We start from the raw sequence: 18979 nt of genomic DNA, 5'->3' as shown, positions 1-18979 counted from the left end.
CCAGGGATACGGTTACCAGCTTCCCCGGCGGCCCGCCGTTACGTCGCGTCCCTTGGCCGTGTCCGTGGTCCGCCGCGGCCTTCAGCCGGTTGCTCCATTCGCGTGGCGTACCCGTTCTCTGGAAGAGATCAGCTGTAAAGGGGTGCCGGGTTGGTGGGAGGTGTAGGGACACGCCAGACTTAGGGGCTAATGGTGGTTGGTAGGGGGATTCGTGAACGAGGCGTTGAAGGAATTGCTCGACCTGCTCGACCTGGAGCAGATCGAGCTCGACATCTTCCGTGGCCGTAGCCCGGAGGAGCGTATTCAGCGCGTCTTCGGCGGGCAGGTGGCCGCGCAGGCGCTCGTCGCCGCCGGTCGTACCGTGCCTTCCGACCGGAACGTGCACTCGCTGCACGCCTACTTCATCCGCCCCGGCGACCCGTCCATCCCGATCGTCTACAACGTCGAGCGGTTGCGTGACGGGCGGTCGTTCACCACGCGCAGGGTCCAGGCGATCCAGCATGGCAAGGCCATTTTCACCATGTCCGCGTCGTTCCACGTCTTCGAGGAGGGCGTCGAGCATCAGGCGTCCGTGATGCCGGTCGTACCCGATCCTGCGACGCTTCCGACCTTTCAGGAGCGGATGGCGGAGATCGTCGGCGACAACTCCGAATACAAGGAGTGGCTGTCTCGGCCGCGGCCGGTCGACGCGCGCTATGCCTCGCCCCTGACGTGGGAGGCGCACCGCAACCCCGAGTTGCGCAGCGCCGAGACCAACGTGTGGTTCCGCTACGACGCGGATCTCCCCGACGATCCGCTGCTGCACGTGGTGCTGGCCGCCTACGCGTCCGACTTCACGCTGGTCGACACGATCCTGCTCGCGCACGGCATGGCGTGGGGCGCGTCCGATGTCATGGGGGCCTCGCTGGACCACGCGATGTGGTTCCACCGGCCGTTCAGGGCGGACGACTGGTTGCTCTACGCACATGAGTCCCCCTGGTCCGGAGGAGCGAGGGGGCTTGCGCGGGGTGAGATGTTCACTGCGTCCGGTGACCTCGTCGTCTCCGTCGTACAGGAGGCCATGATCCGCGTGACAAAGTCACAAAATCGCAGGTAGAAAATATGTTGCCGGGTCTCGGGTTCCCGGTTTAGGGTCATGGTCAAGCGAGTCGGGCGGTCCTGCCCGACGATCCCAGAGTGGAGGTGAGTCCCAGTGATCAGCATCAACATGTCGGCCACGCCGTGGCTCGCCTTCGCATGTCGTGACCTGGTGAGGCTCGCCGATGGGCCGGCCAAGCCGCGGCAGCAGAAGTCTGCCCGTCGCCAGGAGCCCGCCGTGTTCGCGCATGCCCGCTATGCAGCGGCCGCGCCGAGCGCTCCTGTGTACGTGGCAGCAGCCAGTGAATTGCCGACCCAGCAGATCACCAAGGGTGGACTGCGTGGTCCGCATCCCTGGAGGGATGTGCCGGTCATAACCTGACCGGCAACAAGCCTCCAGGCCGCGGATCCGCAGACGGATCCGCGGCCTCTTTGTTTGTCCGTGATCCCCGACCACCCACGAGGTGCCCGACCGAGATCAAAAAGATCGATCAGAAGGAGAACGTGATGGGGGCGAAGACGATCATGGACCTGATCGACGAAGCCAAAATCCCCTGTCGTACCGACCCTGACCTGTGGTTCGCAGAGTCGCCGGAGGACGTGGAGTTCGCGAAGGCGCTCTGCGGCGGCTGCCCGATCCAGAAGGCCTGCCTGGCTCGCGCGCTCGAGCGCGAGGAGCCGTGGGGCGTCTGGGGCGGCGAACTGATCCTCCGGGGAGCCGTTGTTCCCCGCAAGCGGCCCCGCGGTCGTCCGCGGAAGCACCCGGTCGCTGCCTGACCCACAATCCCCCCGTCCCCATCGAGCAGAAAGCAGACAGACAGATGAACCCGTTCTCCACGAGGAGCCTCAAGGTGCCGTATCTCTACCATGAACTGGTAAATGACCGAATACAAACCCTCCACCGCGAAGCCGAGGAGCAGCGTCTCGCCGCCCGCATCCGTCGTGTGCAGCGCGCACGCCGCGATGTCGAGCGGGCGAACGAGCGCCTCAACCGGGCTCTTGGCCAGGGGGTCTGACATGGGAGATCCTGCCGCCGGCGCAGGATCTCCCGTTGCGGGCTCTTAGTTGATCCAGCGGTTTTTCCACGCAGTTGATCTAGCCAGCCAATTGTTCCGTTGATCCACGCGGAGTGAGTGAGCGGCCGGGCGCATCCAGCGCCCGGCCGCTGTTCGCGTTCAGGGATCGACGCATCCAGCGCCTGGCTCGCGTCGCGTTCAGGGGCCGACGCATCCGCAACCACTGATCGGGGTCGCTACGGTCGTCGGGCCCTTCGCGCCCGTTTCGACGTCGGCGAGCATCTTCGCGCGTTCTTCGGGCGAGGTGAACCGACCGCGGGCGACAACGGCGTGAATCCGCCGGGTGCTGGCGATGTTGTCGAGCGGTTTGGCGTCCAGCACCCGGCAGCTACTGGCCGGGTTCGGCTTCGAGGTAGGCAAGGACCGCCATCACCCGGCGATTGTGGTCGTCGGACGGCGGTAGTCCCAGCTTGGCGAAGATGTTGTTGGTGTGCTTGCCGATCGCCTTGTCCGTGACGAACAGGCGGCCGGCGATCGCGGCGTTGGACATGCCCTCGGCCATCATCGCGAGCACCTCGCGCTCCTTCGGGGTCAGCTCGCCGAGCGGCTGATCCCGTTCCCGGCGGGTGAGAAGTTGGGAGATCACTTCGGAGTCCATAGCGGTGCCGCCCGCCGCCACCCGGCGCACCGAGTCGACGAACTGCTCCACATCGCCGATCCGGTCCTTCAACAGGTAGCCCACTCCGCCGGCATGGTCGGACAACAGTTCGCGGGCGTAGAGCTGCTCGACGTACTGCGAAAGGATCAGAACGGGCAACCCCGGCTGCTTCTTGCGCGCTTCAAGAGCGACGCGCAGCCCCTCGTCCGTCAGTGTCGGCGGCAGCCGTACGTCGATCACGGCCACGTCCGGCTGGTGCCGGATGAGTGCGTCGAGCAGCATCGGCGCGTTGTCGACGGCCTCGACCACCTCGAAGCCGTGCGCCGACAGCAGGCGGACCAGGCCGTCTCTCAGGAGTGCGAGATCTTCTGCGATGACAACGCGCACGGTAACTCCATGGTGAGCTGACTTGGGCCGCCGGGGGGACTGTGTACGGCGAGTGTTCCGTCGAAGGCTGACAGGCGGCGCCGGATGCCGTCGAGGCCGGTCCCGGCCGCCGGATCGGCGCCGCCGCGTCCATCATCGCCCACGGTCAGCCGCAGGATGCCGCCCTCGTGGCGCAGCCGTACCCACGCCTTGGCGGCGGTGCTGTGCTTGGTCACGTTCGTCAGGGCTTCGGCGGCTGCGAAGTAGACCGCGGACTCGACGGGCGGCGCCGGACGGGCGGGCAGGTCGATGTCGATCTCCACCGGGATCGGGCAGAGCAGTGCGGCGGCCTGGATCGCGCCCGTGAGCCCTCGGTCGGCGAGCACCGGCGGGTGGATGCCGCGCACCAGGTCGCGCAGGTCGATGAGGGCTTGCCCGACGGATTCCCACGCCTCTCCTACCAGCTCGCGGATCTGATCAGGGTCGCTTGCGCTCTTGGCCAACCCGAGGTTCATCCGTACCGCGATGAGCCTGGCCTGCGCGCCGTCGTGCAGGTCGCGCTCGATCCGGCGCACCTCGGCGGCCTGCGCGTCGATGGCCGCCGCCCTGGACTCGGTCAGCTCCCTGACCCGTCCCGCCAGGGAGGACGTGGGCCGCAGCAGCTGTTCGGTCAGGCGTGCCTGGAGGGTGTGCAGCAACGGGACCGCGACGAGCGTGATCGCCGTGAAGGCCAGGATGGCCAGCAAAAGGGCGAGCGCTATCACCCCGCTGGGTAACCCGATGGACCCCGTCGGCGACGCCGTGGGCAGGCCAACGATCACGCCGGCGAAGGACAGTACCGCCCCGAAGGAGACCAGGCCGATGGTGATCAGGCAGGCCGGTCCGACGACGGCGTGGACGGCCAGCCAGGCCACGTCGCGCGCGGTGCGGTCCCGCCGACGCGCCTCCACGATCTCGTGGCCGAGCGTCCGGGCCGCTCGGGCGCGCTGGAAACCGGTCAGGGCCCGGACCAGGACGAGCACGCGGGCCAGCAGCGGCCGGCCGAGCCCGCCCACAGGGACCAGCAGTGCGCACCCCGCCAGCAGGAGGAGAAGCAGCCACGCCGCCACACCCGTGGCGGCGTTCACCAGCAGCCCGGCGGGGGCTCGGAAGACGCGCTGAATCCTGCTCACCTCAGCAGTCTGCCCGCTTGGCACCGTGTAGGCGGTAGGCGCAGCCCCACCACGGAGGGGGAGAAATCCCCCCTTCGTGGTGGGCGCAGGCCGACGGAAAGAGCCGGGAGGAAGCGCTCCACCAGACCTGGCCACACGTGCTCCAGCGCCAGGACCGGCTGTCCGTCAGGTGACGGCCTTGGGGCAGATGCCTACCGTCGGTGGAGTCCGATCCCCGGCCTCCTGCCGGGGCCGGGACCGTCCCGAATGTCACTGGCGGACTAAGCGGGCATCCGTCGTCCAGCGGGCAGGAGCGCCGGGTCCTCCTGGGCCGACCACAGGCGGGCCGACATCCAGGCGATTCCCGCGGCCGCCACCGCCAGGCCGATCAGATAGACCGGGAGCGGGACCACGTTCCGTAGTGCCCCGGGGATCATGCCGGCCGCGTAGAGCACGACCGCGAGGGCCGGCAGCCTGCCCGCCCGCAGCGCCGCCATGCTGAAGGTCAGAACCCCCGCCAGCAGTACGACCGAGGTGATGAGGAATGCCTGCCCGGTGCCTCCGGCCAGCAGTTCGGCCACCTTGGCGCTGCCCAGGAGCGGGAAGACGTAGTGCAGGGTGTACTCGATGGCGTAGGCCCCGGCCAGGCCCGCGGCGTTGAGCAGGTAGCCGATCAGGCCGAGAGCGCCGGCCGTACCGCGAATGAGCAGGAAGAGGCCGGTGATCGCGAGTAAGCCGGTCAACGCCCCGAAGGGGGCGATGGCGTGGGTGAGCGTTGTCTCCGGCAGCAGGCCCGCGCGGCGGAAGACGTTGATCACCAGCAGTACGGCGCAGGCGAACCCGGCCATGGCGGTGGCGTGGTAAAGAGTCGATGAACGCATGTCAGAGCCCCTATCTCGATGGGTGATAACGCTCGTTATGATGTGCGTTATCGCCCGTTAGGGTAAGGAGGGTGCAGAGAGACGTAAGCACCTCGAAAGAAGTCGGCGAGTTGCGCGGCGACCTGCTCGCTGCGGCCATGCGCGTTCTTCGCGAGCATGGGGCGGCGCACCTGACGCTCCGGCGCGTGGCCGACGAGGCGCGGACGTCCACGATGGGCATCTACACGTGCTTCGGTGGGCGGGCGGGGCTGCTGGAAGCGGTTTATCGGTACGGGTTCGACGTTCTGCGAGAGGCGCTGCTGAGCTCGCTCGACGGCCACTCGCAGCCGTACGAGCGGATCATGGCGGTGGCCTGCGGATATCGAGAGTTCGCGCTGGCCGATCCGGCGCTCTACGCGTTGATGTTCGAGCGGCCGCTGCCTGACTTCGACCCGTCGCCGGAGCTGCGACAGGACGCGCTCGGGCGGACATTCAGCCTGCTCACCGAGGCCATGGCGGGTTTAGCAGAGCCCACCCGGATGGCCTACCTGGTGTGGACCACGATCCACGGCCTCGTCAGCATCGAGCTCACCTGCTCGCTGCGCAGTCCGCTGCCCGGTTGGTTCCTGGATTCGCGGGAGGAGGGCGCGCGCGTGCTCGCCGACGGGGTGAGCGCCCTGCTCAGAGGCCTGCGCCTATCGGCCGAGCCGCCCGGTCCCCGTTAACCCTCCTGGCCGCCGCGGAGATCAGGGCGGTCTGGTCGCGGAGGGCGTCCAGGGTGCCGGGTCGCCGCAGCCCACGTACAGGGCCCGGGCCGGGCTGGAGTGCGCCGGTCAGTATCGCGTGCTTGATCACCTTCAGGGCGACCGTGCCCCGCGAGGACATGGACCTGGCCTGCCCGGCGAACACCCGCGATGCGCTCATGGTTCTCAAAAGATATCTTACATCGCATCTCGTATATGATCGGAATCTAGGTTACAGTCGCGTGAATTAGGACTTCAGGGACTTTCCCCTGACAAGAAGGGAGATCGTGAGGGGGTCGTCCGATGTGGCCCGAGGACACGGACCACACCGGCGCAACGGCTCCGCTTCCTTGAACCACACACCGGACCGCACGGACCTCGGGAACGCCGTTGGCGCGGCGCCGCCGGGAACGCATTCCGGCCGGTCCGGCGTGGCCACTGCACTGACCTGCAGCATGGAGCTTGAATGCAGTCTAACTCCGCCATGCCCGCCCAGACCGTACCTGCGACAGCGCGGCCCGCACGGTCGCGGCTTCGCTGGACCATCATCGCGCTCTCGGGCGCCGGTCTGACGATCGCCTACCTCGACCGGTCCAGCCTCAGCGTCGCCAGCACGTACATGCAGCACGACCTGGGCTTCGACCAGACCACGAAAGGCATCCTGCTCTCCTCCTTCTTCTGGACGTACGCGATCTTCCAGCTGCCCTCCGGCTGGCTGCTCGATCGTTTCGGCCCGCGAGTCGTCTACCCGATCGCCGTCGTGTGGTGGTCGCTGTGGACCGCCGCCACCGCCCTGACCCGTGGGTTCGGCACGCTGCTGATCTGCCGGCTCGGTCTCGGCATCGGTGAGGCGCCGGTGCAGCCGGCCAACATCAAGGTGGTCTCCGCCTGGTTCCCGCGCAGGGAACGCGCCCTGGCCTCCAGCCTGTTCGACACCGGACAGCAGGTCGGCGTCGCGCTGTCCGTCCCGGTGGTCACGGGGCTCATCGCCGCTTTCGGGTGGCGTACGGCCTTCGTCGTGATCGGCCTGACCGGCCTGGTGTGGGTCATCGGCTGGCTGAAGATCTACCGTTCGCCGCAGGAACATCCGAAGATGTCCCAGGCGGAGCTCGACTACATCGAGAGCGGCGACGCGGCCGTGCCCCAGACCGGCACGCCGATGCGCTGGCTGTCCCTGCTGCGCTACCCCACGGTATGGGGGCTGGTGCTGGGTTACATCTGCCGCTCGGCCACCGGCGCGTTCTTCCTCACCTGGTATCCGAGCTACCTCGTGGAGGACCGGGGATTCACCATCCTCCAACTCGGCGTGTTCGGCTCCATCCCGGCGCTGCTCGGTGTGGCCGCCACGGTCGCGGGCGGAGCCTTCTCCGACTGGCTGGTACGGCGCGGTGTCCCCATCGCCCGGGCCCGCAAGATCCCGATCATCAGCGGGATGCTGCTCGCCTCCACGATCGCGCTGACGACGTTCGTCCCAGGGAACGTGGCTGTCATGGTTCTTCTGTCCGTCAGCAACTGTGCCCACTCCTTCGCCGGTGCGGCCATTCTCAGCTTGCCGGCCGAGGTCGCTCCGTCATCCACGGTGGTCGGCTCGGTCGCGGGCTTCCAGAACTTCGGCTCGCAGATCGGCAACATCATCAGCCCGATCCTCATCGGCGTCTTCCTGACGATCAGCGGTAACTCCTACACCGGGCCGATGCTCTTCGCGGGCGCGATGGCGATTCTTGGCACGCTGATCTACGGGTTCGTCGTGCGGATCCGGCCGCTCAACGAGGGTGCGACACCGGATACGCCCGCAGAGAGCAGGGGTTGATCGATGCTTGACCTGACCGAGAAACTGGCCGACGTCGTGGCCGTCACCGTAACGCCGTTCGACGCGGGCGGCGCCGTCGACCTGGACACGAACGCCAAACTGGTACGAAGGATCGTCGACGCGGGCGTCAACGTGATCACGCCCAACGGCAACACCGGCGAGTTCTACGCCCTTACCCCGGACGAGCGGCGCCAGGTGCTGGAGTCCACTGTGGCCGCCGTCGGAGACGACGCCACCGTGCTCGCCGGGGTCGGCCTCGACGTCCCCGGTGCCATCGAGGCCGCTCGCCACGCCCGTGATCACGGCGTACGCATGGTGATGGTGCACCAGCCTGTCCATCCGTACCTGTCGGTGGACGGCTGGGTGGACTACCACCGCGAGATCGCGGACGCGCTCCCCGACCTGGGCATCGTCCCCTACATTCGCAGCCCGCGCGTCGCCGGCGCGCAGGTGGCGCGCCTCAGTGAGGCGTGCCCGAACGTGATCGGCGTCAAGTACGCCGTCCCGGATCCGGTGCGTTTCGCCTCTGTCGCCCGTGACGCCGGACTGGACCGGTTGGTCTGGCTGTGCGGGCTTGCCGAACCGTACACACCGGCCTACTGGGCGGTCGGCGCCCGCGGCTTCACCTCCGGCCTGGTCACCGCGGCCCCGGAGCTGACGCTGCGGATGCGCGACGCGCTGCGCGCGGGCGACTATCCGGCGGTCATGGAGGTGTGGGACCTGATCCGGCGGTTCGAGGAGTTACGTGGCGCGGACGCCTCGGCCGACAACGTGTCGGTGGTCAAGGAGGCGCTGGCCCAGCTCGGCCTGTGTCGCCGCGACGTGCGTCCACCGAGCCGCCTGCTGCCGCCGGCCGTACGGGAGGAAGTGGCATCCGTGCTGGCGGTTTGGGGAGGGAGGACATGAAGGTCGCCGCGCTGAAGACGTACATGCGGCGTGTCGGAGAGCGTCCGCGCCTGCTCGTGAAGATCGAGACCGACGAAGGGGTGACCGGCTGGAGCGAGGCGTACAACCACGGCCCCGACTACGCGCAGCTCCCGGTGCTGGAGTACATGTTCCAGCAGATCAAGGGCGTCGATCCAAGGCGAGTCGAGTATGTGGTGCGCAGGCTGATCCAGGAGGCCCGGTTCCCGCCGGGCGCGATCAGGCTGGCCGCGATCTCGGCGATCGACCACGCGTTGTGGGACATCCCCGGGAAGGCCGCAGGGTTCCCGGTGTACCTGCTGCTCGGCGGGCAGGTACGGGACCGCGTCCCGGTCTACTGCGGCGTCTACACCGCCCCCGACCCGTCGGTGTGCCGCGACCTCACGCAATCGCTGAACGAGTAGTACGGCTTCACCGCCTTCAAACTCAGCCTGTACCGCCGCGACCTGCACGCCGGGCGCTGGGGGAACGTCTGCCGGGAGGCGGTGGACTAATTCGCCGAGATCCGCTCGATCAGCCCGCCCGAGCGGGAGTACGCCTTCGACGCGCACGCCCGGATCTTCGAGCCGCGCCAGGCGATCCAACTCGGGAAAGCGCTGACCCCGCACGACCCGCTGTGGTGCGAGTAGCCCATCCGGCCGGCCTGGGGGCATTTGCGGCCCAGCTCGACGTGCCCCCGGCCACCGGCGAGTCCCTGTTCCTGCCGCAGGACTTCCTCACCCTGCTGGCGGCGGGGGCGCCGACATCATCCAGCCGGACATCTGCGTCAGCGGCAGACTCGCGCAGATACGCAGGATCGCCGCCATCGCCGAGGCGCACTTCGTGAGCGTGGCCCCGCACAACCCGATGGGCCCGCTGGCGACAGCGGTGAACGTGCACTTCGCCGCTTCGCATCACGGGCTGAAGATGCCGGAGTACAAGCCCTGCGAGAAGACCTGGAGTCCGGTGCCGTACCTGCCCGTGGACGGTTATCTGGAGCTACGCCCGGATCGGCCCGGCCGGGTGGGGGAGATCGACGAGGCCGCGCTGAAGGCGGACGACTACGTCCACTGGGAGCGCGCCCTGCCCATCCGCCCCGACGGCTCGACCGGCTACGTGTGACGAACCGCTCGCCGTCATGTACGGCGAGGGGCCGCAGCTGGGCTCAGCTGACCGGTTACGGGGTGGCTGACTGCTCGCTGTCATGTACGGCGAGCAGCCGCAGCTGGACTCGGCTGACCGGCTACGTGTGGCTAATCGCTCACCGTCATGAACGGCGAGCGATGGTCACATTTGGGCTCAGCTGACTGGCAGCGCCTCGTCGTCGGGGTCGTCGGCGAAACCCGGGACCCAGCGGATCACCTCGTCTCGAAAGCGGGCCGTGGTGCCCAGTTGACAGAGGACGCCGACGCCCGCCGCGTGCACCCGGTGGATGAGCACGTAGGAGACCGGCAGGTTGAGCTGGCGGACCACGTTGGTGGGGCGGAGGTCGGTGACGCTGGCCGCCTGGGCCTGGAACCATTCGCGGCTGAAGGTGAACTCCTCGACCGCCGTCGGCTCGACGTAGGGGGAGAGGAAGGAGCGCAGGGCGTCGCCGTCCACCTCGATCTCTGGGCGGATGAAGCCTTCGGCGCGCAGGCCCGCGACCACGCTGTCCATGTCGCCCTGGTTGAAGATGCGGGTCAGCTGCCCGAAGGATCTGGGATAGCCGTCGGGCAAGCGGTTGACGGCTCCGAAGTCGAGGACGCCCAGCTTGCCGTTGTCGAGTATGCGGAAATTACCGGGGTGCGGGTCGGCGTGCAGCATGCCGACGCGGGCCGGTGAGCAGAACAGGAAGCGGACGAAGAGCAGCCCCGCGTGGTCACGCTGCTCCTTGGTGCCGTCGGCGATGACCTGGGACAGGGGAGTGCCGTCCATCCACTCGGTGACCAGCACCATCTCGTTGGCGGCGACGACGTCGGGAACGTGGAAGTCGGGGTCGTCCATGAAACCGAGGGCGAACGCGTGCTGGGCCTCGGCCTCGCGCAGGTAGTCGAGCTCCTCGGCGATGCGCTCGCGCAACTCGGCCAGCACCGCCTTGATGTCGAGGCCGGGCATCAGCACGCCGAAGAGCTTGCCGAGCCGCGACAGCTGGGCGAAGTCGCCGAGCAGGGCCTTGCCCGCACCCGGATACTGAATCTTCACCGCCACGTCGCGGCCGTCATGCCAGACCGCCCGGTGCACCTGGCCGATCGAGGCGGCGGCGGTCGGCCGGTCGTCGAACGACTCGAAGTAGTTGCGCCAATCGTCACCGAGCTGCTCGGCGAGCACCTTGTGGACCGTGGCCACGGGCAACGGCGGGGCCGATTCCTGCAGCTTGGTGAGCGTGGCGCGATAGGGCCCGACGATCTCCTGAGGCAAGGCAGCCTCGAAGATGGACAGTGCCTGCCCGACCTTCATCGCTCCGCCCTTGAGCTCGCCGAGGACCTTGAAGATCTGTTCGGCGGTGCGCTGCTGGATCTCCTGGGCGACGATCTCGGCCGGTTTGCCGCCGATCCGTTTGCCGAGCCCCAGGGCGGCGCGGCCGGCGTAGCCGAGTGGAAGAGTGGCCAGCTTGGCGGAACGCGTTACGGCGCGGCGCGGCAGATCGCTCACACTGAAGCGCGGCATCGTGGCTGAGACACCGCTTCCCCCCTTCGAGGTTCCCCGTACTGCGTCAGCCCATCGCTTGCGACTGACATGACCATTCTGGGCGATACGGATCGTTTCGCATACAACGACATTGCGGATGCTGGGTCCATGACCTGGTTTTCCACTGCCAATCAGGCATGACGTCCAGTGTGCCGTTGGTCACAACAGGGTCGCGACCGTCGATGTAAGCGAGCGCGTGGCCCGTCGCGGCGGCCGCCACCAGCGTGGCCAGGGTCGCGTCGCAGGCGATCTCGCCGGGTGGGTAGCCGCCCAGTCGCGCGGTGACGATGGGCCACGCCGGGTCGGTGTCACGGCGCGCCAGGTCGAGGCAGTGCAGGCAGGCGGTCTCGCCGGGGAGGACGAGCGGTCCCACGGAGCCGTGGCCCTCGAAGGCGGACACGAGCAGGTGGGGGATGGACAGGACGGTCAAGTCGTTGACCAGTACGCCGTCCAGCGGGGTGACCGGGGCCAGGATCACCAGATCGGGACGGTCGGAGCCGTCACCCAGGTGAGGGCCACCGGCCCGCGCGTCGGTCGACGGCATCGAGGGCGTGCCGGGAAGCGCGGCGCCGTCCGCCAGCTGGGCCGCCGCACGGGAACGCGACGAATTCCTACTTCGCCTACCTGCCCCATCCGTCCCATCGGTCCCAACCGCCGGTCCACCCGGCCTATTGGTCCCACCCGGCCCGCCTGGCCCACCGGGCCCACCCGCCCGTCCCTCGGCCACGTCGCCCAGAGCCGCCGTGCCTCGGGACACCGGGCCTGGAGTCGCGGGGCCTCGGGCGGTGTCGTTTCGGGCGGCCGGGCCCGGAGCCGCAGAGCCTTGAGACGTCGCCCCCGCCCCCGGGCCTCGGGTGGCCGGGCTTGGAGCGGCCGTGCCTCGGACCGTCGGGGCAGGCGCCGCGGAGGCTCGAGTCGCCCGACCTCGGGCAGCCGGACCTGGAGCCATCAGGCCTGGAGCCATCAGGCCTGGAGCCGTCGGGCCTGGAGCCGTCGGGCCCGGAGCCGTCGGGCCCGGAAGCGCCGGGGCCGGCGGCGGTGGGCTGCCGGAGGTGAGGCGGCGGGCGAGCGCCACCGCCCCGTCCTGGCGGCTCATGCCCAGCTCCGACCACGTCAGCCCACCCGGCGTGAGGTCGCACGGCCGGGTCGGCCCTTCGTCGAAGACACGGATCGCCCCTACCCCGCACGCTGCCAGCAGCCCCACCACCTGCGCCCCCACCCGCCCGGCCCCGTAGACCCGTACCCGCGCCCGCCGCCGCCGCGCGAACGAGCCGCCGCCCAGATCGAGGGCATCGAGGTCGGGAGCCAGGCGATCACGTTCCCCGAGAGACAGGCGAATGGGTGGGAGCGCCGCGTCCTCCAGCACCCCCTGCTCGGCGAGTCGATCCAGCATCGCCCGGCAGTCCGCCTCGGCAAGACCGGCGGCGGCGCCGTCACGCAGCACCTGGCCCAGGTCGCGGGTGCCGTCGAGCCCGGACACCCACCGGTGGACCGAACCCGTCACCAGGACGGCCCGCAGGGGATGCGCCCCCAGTTGCAGGGTCTGCTCGTCGCGGACGATCCGCCGGAGGGCGGGCTTCACACGTGGCCTCATGGCGGGCAAGACTGCCACCCCGAACCAAGATCCCGAGCGCCTTACGAGCCGCCTGTGGATAACTCTCCGCCACCAAGGCCCCGAGCGCCGAACAATCGCACCTCCTGTGGACAACTCCCCGCCGTTACGCTCAGCCCATGAACGCCACGAACCCCACAACCCCCACGAACGAACTCCTGGTGGACCGCAGAGACGACGGAACGGTACTGATCACCCTCAACCGCCCCGACAGACGCAACGCCATGACCGACGGCATGACCGACGAGTGGCGCGAGACCATGGCCGCCCTGGCCGTCGACCCGGGCGTCCGCTGCGTGATCGTCACGGGTGCCGGCACCGCGTTCTCCTCCGGCGGCGACCTGTCCTGGCTGGGGGAACGCGGGGTGGAGACGGTGCCGAGGCTGCGTGACTGGATGCTCGCCTTCTACCGCACGTGGCTGGCCATCATCGAGCTCGAGGTGCCGACCATCGCCGCCGTCAACGGCCCGGCAGTGGGGGCGGGTCTGTGCGTCGCGCTGGCCTGCGATCTCGTGTACGCCGCCGACGACGCAAAGTTGCTGGCCCCGTTCACGAAGCTCGGTCTGCATCCCGGGATGGCGGCCACGTACCTGCTGCCGAGGAGGGCGGAGGCCCTCGGCAGGGAGATGCTGCTGACCGGCCGCACGGTCATGGGACCGGAAGCCGCCGCTAAAGGTCTTATAAATCAATCTTTCCCGAAAAATGACCTTATGTCGGAAGTAGAGGCCATCGCCCAGACCATCGCGCAGAACGCCCCGATTGCCACAAGACTCACCAAGGTCGCCCTGAACCAGGACCATCAACACCTGGACGCCGCTCTGCGCTGGGAGTCTCTCGCGCAGCCGGTGACCATGGCATCTGCCGACATGATCGAGGGACTGACCGCGCATCGGGAAAGGCGCATGCCCAAATTCACCGGGTCTTAATCATCTGACCAGCAGAAACAACCTCTCCCCCTCTGTGGAATTTCGCCAGTCTCGGCTAACGTGCATATGTGCCCCCCGAGACAGTCGAGGTCCGTCGCAGTTCTCGTCGCCGGCGTACGGTCTCCGCCTACCGCGACGGCGACAAGACGATCGTGCTCCTGCCCGCCTGGCTGAGCGGCGAAGACGCTGATGAATGGGTGAGCCGGATGCTCGATCGGCTTGCGGCCAAGGAGAACCGGCGAAGACCGACCGACGAGGCCCTCCTGGAGCGGGCCAAAGAGCTGTCGGCGAAGTATCTCCACGGCAGGGCCATGCCCGCCAGTGTGCGCTGGGTGGACAATCAGCAGCATCGATGGGGATCATGCACCCCGGAGAACGGCACGATCCGGATCTCGACCCGCCTCAAGGGTCTACCTGAGTGGGTCATCAACTACGTGATCATCCACGAGCTCGTACATCTGCTCGTCCCCAGCCACGGCGCCAGGTTCTGGGCGCTGGTCGAACAATATCCCAAGGCGGAGCGGGCGCGTGGGTTCCTCGAAGGATTCTCCGCCGCCGCCCACACGGCACCGGAGGAGTGTTGACGCGCATAGCCGCGGTCCTCGTACGGCAGAGCATGGCGCAGGCCGCTCCCGAGGGCATGGATCCGGACGAGTTCCTGGAGGCCATGGCCGAGGACACCTACGAGATGGTCGCCGGACTCCAACTCGTCACCCCCGTCCTGGTCACCAGCGTCCCGGGGCTCGACGCGATCGTCTGGCCCGGCACCGAAGTGCTCACGATCGACGAGGACGAGCCGCTCAAGGCCATCATGAGCCGGTTCGACGGTGATCAGGCGGTGGTGATCGGCGCCGACGCGCCCGACCTGCCGCCCCTGTTGGTCGGCAAGCTCTTCCGCGAGCTCGGCCGCGCCCAGATCACGCTCTGTCCGGCCGAGGACGGCGGAGCCGTGGCGCTGGCCTGCGGCCTGCCCATGCCCGACTGGGCCGACCCCGACCTCGACGACCCCGACCCGGTGACGACCCTGCGCGCCCAGGCGCCCGGCCGCCGCATGGTGGCCACCGGCCCCGGCTGGCACCGCCTGCGCACCCCCGAAGACCTCACCCGGCTCGACCCCGGCCTGGAGGGCTGGGACAACCTCAGGGCACTGCTCAAGGCGTACTGAGCTCCACGAACCCAAAGCGAACCCAAGAACTCAAGGCACGCTGAGCTCCGCGAACACCGCCCGATGGTCCGTGCGCGGCACGGTGTGCACGCTGACCTCCTTCACGCCCACCCGCTGGTCCACCAGCACATGGTCGATCGTGATGATCGGCGGCACCCGCTTGTTGGCCGGCCAGGTGGGGATCAGCCCCGCCCCGACCTGGGCGGCGGCGTCCTTGTAGCCGCGGGACAGCAGCCGGCGCATGGGTGTGTGGTCGAGCGTGGCATTGAAGTCGCCCGCCAGGACGCGCACGGTGTCACCCGAAGCCGCGGGGAGCCCGTCCAGCGCCTCGATCCACTGGGTCACCTGGGGGCCGAGCGGCGGAAAGGGATGTACGTCCACGAACTCCACCGGCTTGCCGCCGGGCAGCGAGACCATCGCCGCGGGCATGTTGTGCCCGACCGGCGGCACCAGGTTGTAGATCGGCTTGAGCGGATGCTTGGAGTAGAGCCCACTGCCGCTCGCGGACCATTCCTCCTGCAGCACCCGGTAGGGCATCAACCCGGACAGCCCGGCCGCGTCGAGCGCCTCGACGCCGTCGGGCGTGAGCTCCTGGGTGCTCAGCACGTCAGGCTCGTAGCGGCGCACCAGGTCGAGGATCGTCTGCGGGTCGGCCCTGCCGAACAGCATGTTGATGGTGAGCACCCGGAACGGCCGGCCCGCCGTGGTGTCGGCCGTACCCAGGGCCCTGGGCAGGACGGCGAAGCCGAAAGCGGCCGTGGTGAGCAGCGCCACCGCGGTCGCGGCGCGCTTGCGGCTGAGCGCGGCGATCAGCAGCGGGACGAGCGAGCCCGCGGCGGCGTACGGCGTGGCGGTCATGAGCTGGGTGGCCAGCGAGCCGCGTTCGAGCCCCGTCACCCTGGTAAGTGCCCAGGCCGCGAACGGCGTCAGGGCCAGCCAGGTCAGCGTGGTGCCGGGGAACTTACGCCGTTTGCGGGCGGGTGTAACGATCGTGCCGCCGACTGAGCTCTCGGTGTGCACATAACCCCCTCGGAACGGTACGGCCCACGCGGACTCTAACCAAGCGCGCGTGAGTCCGCCGTCAGCGCCACGCGGCCACGTGCGGCCAACCGCCGGGTCGCCTCGTCGGAGAGCTCCGGGATCTCGTCGATCGGAAACCAGCGCAGGTCGAGAGACTCCTCGCTGATCACCGCCTCGGCGCCCGCCGGGGCCACGGCCGCGTACTCCACGTCGAGATGCCAGCTGTGCGGGGGATGGCACCAGACCTGGTGTTTGTCGAGGGCCAGCGGCCCGGGCAACAGCTCCAGATCGGGAATGCCCGACTCCTCCACCGCCTCGCGCAACGCGACGCCCGCGAGGGAGGTGTCGGAGATCTCACAATGTCCGCCCATCGGCAGCCACATGCCCGCCTTCGGGTGCAGCGTCAGCAGCACCCGCGCGCCGTCGTGCGACAGCACCGCGGTCGTCGCCGTGAGATGGCCCGGCACGCACTCGCGCAGCATCGCGTCGTCGTGCGTGCGCAGGTGATCGAGGAACTCGGCGCGCAGCGACTCCTCGCCGGGCGACGGCGCGGTCCAGTCGGAGAGCGTGGCCACCGCGTCCTGGCGCAGGCTCAACTCTGGTCGTCCTCGTCGGGCTTGGCCTCCAGCTTGGAGATGTCCCAGGCGGCCTCGCCGCGGACGAACGCCTCGGGGTCGTCGAGGTCCTCGGCGTGCGGCAGCAGGTCGGGGTGACCCCACAGCGCGTCGCGTCCGTCGACGCCGCGCGCCTCCTTCAGCGCCCGCCACAGCGCCGCCGCCTCGCGCAATCGCCTGGGCCGCAGCTCCAGCCCGACGAGCGTGCCGAAGGTCAGCTCGGCCGGACCGCCAGTCGCGCGGCGCCGGCGTACGGTCTCGGCCAGGGCGACGGCCGAGGGGAGCTTGCCCTCCGCGGCGTCGTCGACCACGGTCGCCACCCAGCCCTCGACCAGGGCGAGCATCGTCTCCAGGCGGGCCAGCGCGGCCTTCTGCCGCTCGGTCTCCTCGGGCTTGAGCAGCGCGCCGCCGCTCAACGCCTCCTGGATGGCCTCGGGGTTGTTGATGTCGAGCCCGCGGATCTGCTCTTCGAGCGCCGAGGTGTCGACCGTTATGCCCCTGGCGTATTCCTCGACGGCGCCGAGCAGGTTGGCCCGCAGCCACGGCACATGCTGGAACAACCGGTGGTGCGCGGCCTCACGCAGCGCCAGATAGAGCCGGATCTCGTCGGCGGGATTGTCGAGGCCCTGGCTGAACGACGCGATGCCGCCGGGCAGCAGCGCGGCCGTGTCGGACAGCGGCAGGCCGATGTCGGTGGTGCCGATCACCTCGCGGGCGAGCGAGCCGAGGGCCTGGCCGATCTGCTGGCCGACCATCATGCCGCCCATCTGCTTGAGCATGCCCATCAGCGGCCCGGCCATCTGCTGGGCCTCCGGAGGCAGGCCCGCGCCGCCGAGCGCACCGCCCATGGTCTCGACCATGCGCGCGGCGATCGGCTCGCAGAGCGTGCGCCACACGGGGACGGTGTTCTCGATCCACTCGGACCGGCTCCACGCCTGCGGGTTGGACACGCCGCTGGGCAGCGCCGTCGCCTCGTTGAGCCACAGATCGGCCAGGCGCAGCGCCTCCACGATCTGGCGGCGCTCGCCTTCCATGACGCTCGGATCGCTCTCGGCGACCACGGCGTGGCGGGCGATGTTCTTGGCCATGTCCCAGTTGACAGGGCCGGAGCCCTGGGGCGCCGACAGCATGTCGGCGAACTGGCGCATCGCCTGAGCCATCTGCTCAGGGTTGCCGAACATGGCGAACGGGTTCTCGTTGGGGTCGTTTTCGCGACCTGGCAGGTCAGTCACCGCTCTACCTCGTGCAGGATGGAGGAGTCCACATCCGCCACGTTAGTCGTCCTACGGCGGATCAGTGCAAAGTGAGGACCTGGTGCCTACCTCGAAACGCCCGCGCCACCCCGTCGTCGCCGTCACCGGTGCCGCCTCGGGCATCGGCCGCGAGCTGCTCGCAAAGCTCGTATCCTCCGCGGATTTCCGCAGGGTGGTGGCCATTGACGAGGAACGCGGTGACGTCCAGGAAGCCACGTGGAGAGTGATCGACGTGCGAGATCCGCTCTTGGCGAACCGCATCTCCGACATCGACGTCCTGGTCCACCTGGCCGGTGACTACGCTGTCGACTCCGATCCCGCCGAGCGGCGCGCGTACAATCTGCGAGCTGCGCAAACGGTGCTCACCGCCAGCGCCGCCGCGCGCGTCCGGCGCGTCGTGCTGGTCACGAGCGCGATGGTGTACGGCGCCGCGCCCGAGAACGACGTGCCCCTGCCCGAGGAGTCCCCGGTCGCGGCCGAACCCGACACGGGGGTCGTGGGCGACTATCTGGAGATCGAGGCGCTCGTACGCAGATCGTCGCGCAGCCACCCCGGCCTGGAGGTGACGGTGCTGAGGCCCGCGGCCGTGGTCGGCCCCGGCATCGACACGGTCATCACCCGCCACTTCGAGTCGCCGAGGCTGCTCACCGTCAAGGGCTGCTCGCCGCGCTGGCAGTTCTGCCACGTCGATGACCTGATCACGGCGCTGGAGCTGGCCGCGCGCGGCGTGGTGACGGGCGTGGCCGCCGTCGGCTCCGACGGCTGGCTGGAGCAGGAGCAGGTCGAGGAGCTGTCCGGATTGCGGCGCTTCGAGCTGCCGGCCGGCCTCACCTTCGGAACGGCGCAGCGCCTGCACCGGCTGGGCATCACCCCGGCCCCCGCGACGGACCTGCACTACGTCGTCTATCCGTGGGTCGTCGACTGCACGGCGCTGCGTGAGGCTGGCTGGAAGCCCGCCTGGACCAACGAGACCGTGTTCGAGCAGCTCCTGGAGCTGCGCGAGAACAGGACGACCGTGGTCGGCAGGCGGCTGCCGGTCAAGGAGGCCACGCTCACCGCCGCGGGCGCCACGGTGGCGGTCATCGGCACCGCCGCCATCGTCCGTCAGGTGCGCAAGAAGCGCCGCCTGTGACTA

Annotated in this window: 23 protein-coding genes; 13 read left to right on the top strand and 10 right to left on the bottom strand. The window is 69.1% G+C overall.

Features of this window, described 5'->3' with window-relative positions; genetic code table 11:
• The first annotated feature begins 211 nt into the window (after nt 1-211).
• The 4 genes from ACGFJ2_RS33695 (at nt 212) to ACGFJ2_RS33680 (ending at nt 2093) form a co-directional block, all read left to right on the top strand.
• On the top strand, nt 212-1096 hold the full coding sequence (locus ACGFJ2_RS33695) for an acyl-CoA thioesterase II (RefSeq protein WP_364004828.1): 885 nt from the start codon (nt 212-214) through the stop codon (nt 1094-1096).
• 96 nt (nt 1097-1192) lie between these two features.
• On the top strand, nt 1193-1459 hold the full coding sequence (locus ACGFJ2_RS33690) for a hypothetical protein (protein ID WP_357944461.1): 267 nt from the start codon (nt 1193-1195) through the stop codon (nt 1457-1459).
• Nucleotides 1460-1584: 125 nt separating this feature from the next.
• Nucleotides 1585-1854, top strand: a complete 270-nt coding sequence (locus ACGFJ2_RS33685; RefSeq protein ID WP_185068409.1) for a WhiB family transcriptional regulator — start codon at nt 1585-1587, stop codon at nt 1852-1854.
• Nucleotides 1855-1898: 44 nt separating this feature from the next.
• The gene (locus ACGFJ2_RS33680) at nt 1899-2093 is read left to right on the top strand and encodes a hypothetical protein (protein WP_357944464.1); all 195 of its coding nucleotides are present in this window, start codon (nt 1899-1901) and stop codon (nt 2091-2093) included.
• A gap of 198 nt (nt 2094-2291) precedes the next feature.
• Here the strand turns inward: ACGFJ2_RS33680 and ACGFJ2_RS33675 are convergent, their stop codons facing one another.
• The 4 genes from ACGFJ2_RS33675 to ACGFJ2_RS33660 form a co-directional block, all read right to left on the bottom strand.
• The gene (locus tag ACGFJ2_RS33675; protein ID WP_358179401.1) at nt 2292-2474 is read right to left on the bottom strand and encodes a hypothetical protein; all 183 of its coding nucleotides are present in this window, start codon (nt 2472-2474) and stop codon (nt 2292-2294) included.
• A gap of 7 nt (nt 2475-2481) precedes the next feature.
• Entirely contained in the window at nt 2482-3138 is a 657-nt protein-coding gene (locus ACGFJ2_RS33670) for a response regulator transcription factor (protein WP_357944467.1), read from the bottom strand.
• Nucleotides 3102-4289: a sensor histidine kinase gene (locus ACGFJ2_RS33665; protein WP_393475180.1), complete on the bottom strand. Its 1188-nt coding sequence runs from the start codon at nt 4287-4289 to the stop codon at nt 3102-3104. Before ACGFJ2_RS33665 ends, ACGFJ2_RS33670 begins: the two co-directional genes overlap by 37 nt.
• A gap of 260 nt (nt 4290-4549) precedes the next feature.
• A complete protein-coding gene (locus ACGFJ2_RS33660; RefSeq protein WP_393475177.1) occupies nt 4550-5149 on the bottom strand; it encodes a hypothetical protein in 600 nt (199 codons plus the stop codon).
• Between the two features lie 71 nt (nt 5150-5220).
• Here ACGFJ2_RS33660 and ACGFJ2_RS33655 point away from each other — a divergent pair, with 71 nt between their 5' ends.
• Nucleotides 5221-5853 carry a TetR/AcrR family transcriptional regulator gene (locus ACGFJ2_RS33655; RefSeq protein WP_393475174.1) on the top strand — a complete coding sequence of 211 codons (633 nt, stop codon included), beginning with the start codon at nt 5221-5223 and terminating at the stop codon, nt 5851-5853.
• Here the strand turns inward: ACGFJ2_RS33655 and ACGFJ2_RS33650 are convergent.
• Nucleotides 5810-6052 (bottom strand): hypothetical protein, encoded by a 243-nt coding sequence (locus tag ACGFJ2_RS33650; protein WP_393475171.1) that lies wholly within the window; start codon nt 6050-6052, stop codon nt 5810-5812. The genes ACGFJ2_RS33655 and ACGFJ2_RS33650 overlap by 44 nt on opposite strands.
• Nucleotides 6053-6337: 285 nt before the next feature.
• Here ACGFJ2_RS33650 and ACGFJ2_RS33645 point away from each other — a divergent pair, with 285 nt between their 5' ends.
• The 4 genes from ACGFJ2_RS33645 to ACGFJ2_RS33630 all read left to right on the top strand — a co-directional run bounded on the left by ACGFJ2_RS33645 (nt 6338) and on the right by ACGFJ2_RS33630 (nt 9706).
• Nucleotides 6338-7681 (top strand): MFS transporter, encoded by a 1344-nt coding sequence (locus ACGFJ2_RS33645; RefSeq protein ID WP_357944478.1) that lies wholly within the window; start codon nt 6338-6340, stop codon nt 7679-7681.
• A 3-nt stretch (nt 7682-7684) separates the two neighbouring features.
• The gene (locus tag ACGFJ2_RS33640) at nt 7685-8587 is read left to right on the top strand and encodes a dihydrodipicolinate synthase family protein (RefSeq protein ID WP_393475168.1); all 903 of its coding nucleotides are present in this window, start codon (nt 7685-7687) and stop codon (nt 8585-8587) included.
• A complete protein-coding gene (locus ACGFJ2_RS33635; protein WP_393475165.1) occupies nt 8584-9009 on the top strand; it encodes a hypothetical protein in 426 nt (141 codons plus the stop codon). Before ACGFJ2_RS33640 ends, ACGFJ2_RS33635 begins: the two co-directional genes overlap by 4 nt.
• A 247-nt stretch (nt 9010-9256) precedes the next feature.
• Nucleotides 9257-9706 carry an enolase C-terminal domain-like protein gene (locus ACGFJ2_RS33630; RefSeq protein ID WP_393476265.1) on the top strand — a complete coding sequence of 150 codons (450 nt, stop codon included), beginning with the start codon at nt 9257-9259 and terminating at the stop codon, nt 9704-9706.
• A 177-nt stretch (nt 9707-9883) separates the two neighbouring features.
• Here ACGFJ2_RS33630 and ACGFJ2_RS33625 read toward each other — a convergent pair whose 3' ends face one another.
• Together ACGFJ2_RS33625 and ACGFJ2_RS33620 are read right to left on the bottom strand one after the other, a co-directional pair.
• The gene (locus ACGFJ2_RS33625) at nt 9884-11218 is read right to left on the bottom strand and encodes an ABC1 kinase family protein (protein ID WP_393475162.1); all 1335 of its coding nucleotides are present in this window, start codon (nt 11216-11218) and stop codon (nt 9884-9886) included.
• 61 nt (nt 11219-11279) lie between these two features.
• Nucleotides 11280-12848 carry a hypothetical protein gene (locus ACGFJ2_RS33620; RefSeq protein WP_393475159.1) on the bottom strand — a complete coding sequence of 523 codons (1569 nt, stop codon included), beginning with the start codon at nt 12846-12848 and terminating at the stop codon, nt 11280-11282.
• Between the two features lie 137 nt (nt 12849-12985).
• Here ACGFJ2_RS33620 and ACGFJ2_RS33615 point away from each other — a divergent pair, with 137 nt between their 5' ends.
• The 3 genes from ACGFJ2_RS33615 to ACGFJ2_RS33605 all read left to right on the top strand — a co-directional run bounded on the left by ACGFJ2_RS33615 (nt 12986) and on the right by ACGFJ2_RS33605 (nt 14957).
• Nucleotides 12986-13792 carry an enoyl-CoA hydratase/isomerase family protein gene (locus tag ACGFJ2_RS33615; RefSeq protein WP_393475156.1) on the top strand — a complete coding sequence of 269 codons (807 nt, stop codon included), beginning with the start codon at nt 12986-12988 and terminating at the stop codon, nt 13790-13792.
• 68 nt (nt 13793-13860) lie between these two features.
• Nucleotides 13861-14376: a M48 family metallopeptidase gene (locus ACGFJ2_RS33610; RefSeq protein ID WP_225300554.1), complete on the top strand. Its 516-nt coding sequence runs from the start codon at nt 13861-13863 to the stop codon at nt 14374-14376.
• Nucleotides 14373-14957, top strand: a complete 585-nt coding sequence (locus ACGFJ2_RS33605) for a DUF2064 domain-containing protein (RefSeq protein ID WP_358179409.1) — start codon at nt 14373-14375, stop codon at nt 14955-14957. The genes ACGFJ2_RS33610 and ACGFJ2_RS33605 overlap by 4 nt, the downstream gene beginning before the upstream one ends.
• Before the next feature lie 30 nt (nt 14958-14987).
• Here the strand turns inward: ACGFJ2_RS33605 and ACGFJ2_RS33600 are convergent, their stop codons facing one another.
• The 3 genes from ACGFJ2_RS33600 to ACGFJ2_RS33590 are packed head-to-tail and all read right to left on the bottom strand — an operon-like array spanning nt 14988 to nt 17823.
• The gene (locus tag ACGFJ2_RS33600) at nt 14988-15977 is read right to left on the bottom strand and encodes an endonuclease/exonuclease/phosphatase family protein (RefSeq protein ID WP_357944498.1); all 990 of its coding nucleotides are present in this window, start codon (nt 15975-15977) and stop codon (nt 14988-14990) included.
• 35 nt (nt 15978-16012) lie between these two features.
• Entirely contained in the window at nt 16013-16573 is a 561-nt protein-coding gene (locus ACGFJ2_RS33595; protein ID WP_357944500.1) for an NUDIX domain-containing protein, read from the bottom strand.
• Nucleotides 16570-17823 carry a zinc-dependent metalloprotease gene (locus ACGFJ2_RS33590; protein ID WP_357944503.1) on the bottom strand — a complete coding sequence of 418 codons (1254 nt, stop codon included), beginning with the start codon at nt 17821-17823 and terminating at the stop codon, nt 16570-16572. Before ACGFJ2_RS33590 ends, ACGFJ2_RS33595 begins: the two co-directional genes overlap by 4 nt.
• Nucleotides 17824-17902: 79 nt before the next feature.
• On the opposite strand from ACGFJ2_RS33590, the gene ACGFJ2_RS33585 reads away from it, so the two are divergent.
• Nucleotides 17903-18976 carry an NAD-dependent epimerase/dehydratase family protein gene (locus ACGFJ2_RS33585; protein WP_357944621.1) on the top strand — a complete coding sequence of 358 codons (1074 nt, stop codon included), beginning with the start codon at nt 17903-17905 and terminating at the stop codon, nt 18974-18976.
• Nucleotides 18977-18979: the final 3 nt, after the last annotated feature.

Origin of the sequence: Nonomuraea sp. NPDC049028 (genome assembly GCF_043197735.1) — a bacterium.
GTDB lineage: Bacteria > Actinomycetota > Actinomycetes > Streptosporangiales > Streptosporangiaceae > Nonomuraea.
This window is presented reverse-complemented; position numbering and strand designations above follow the sequence as displayed.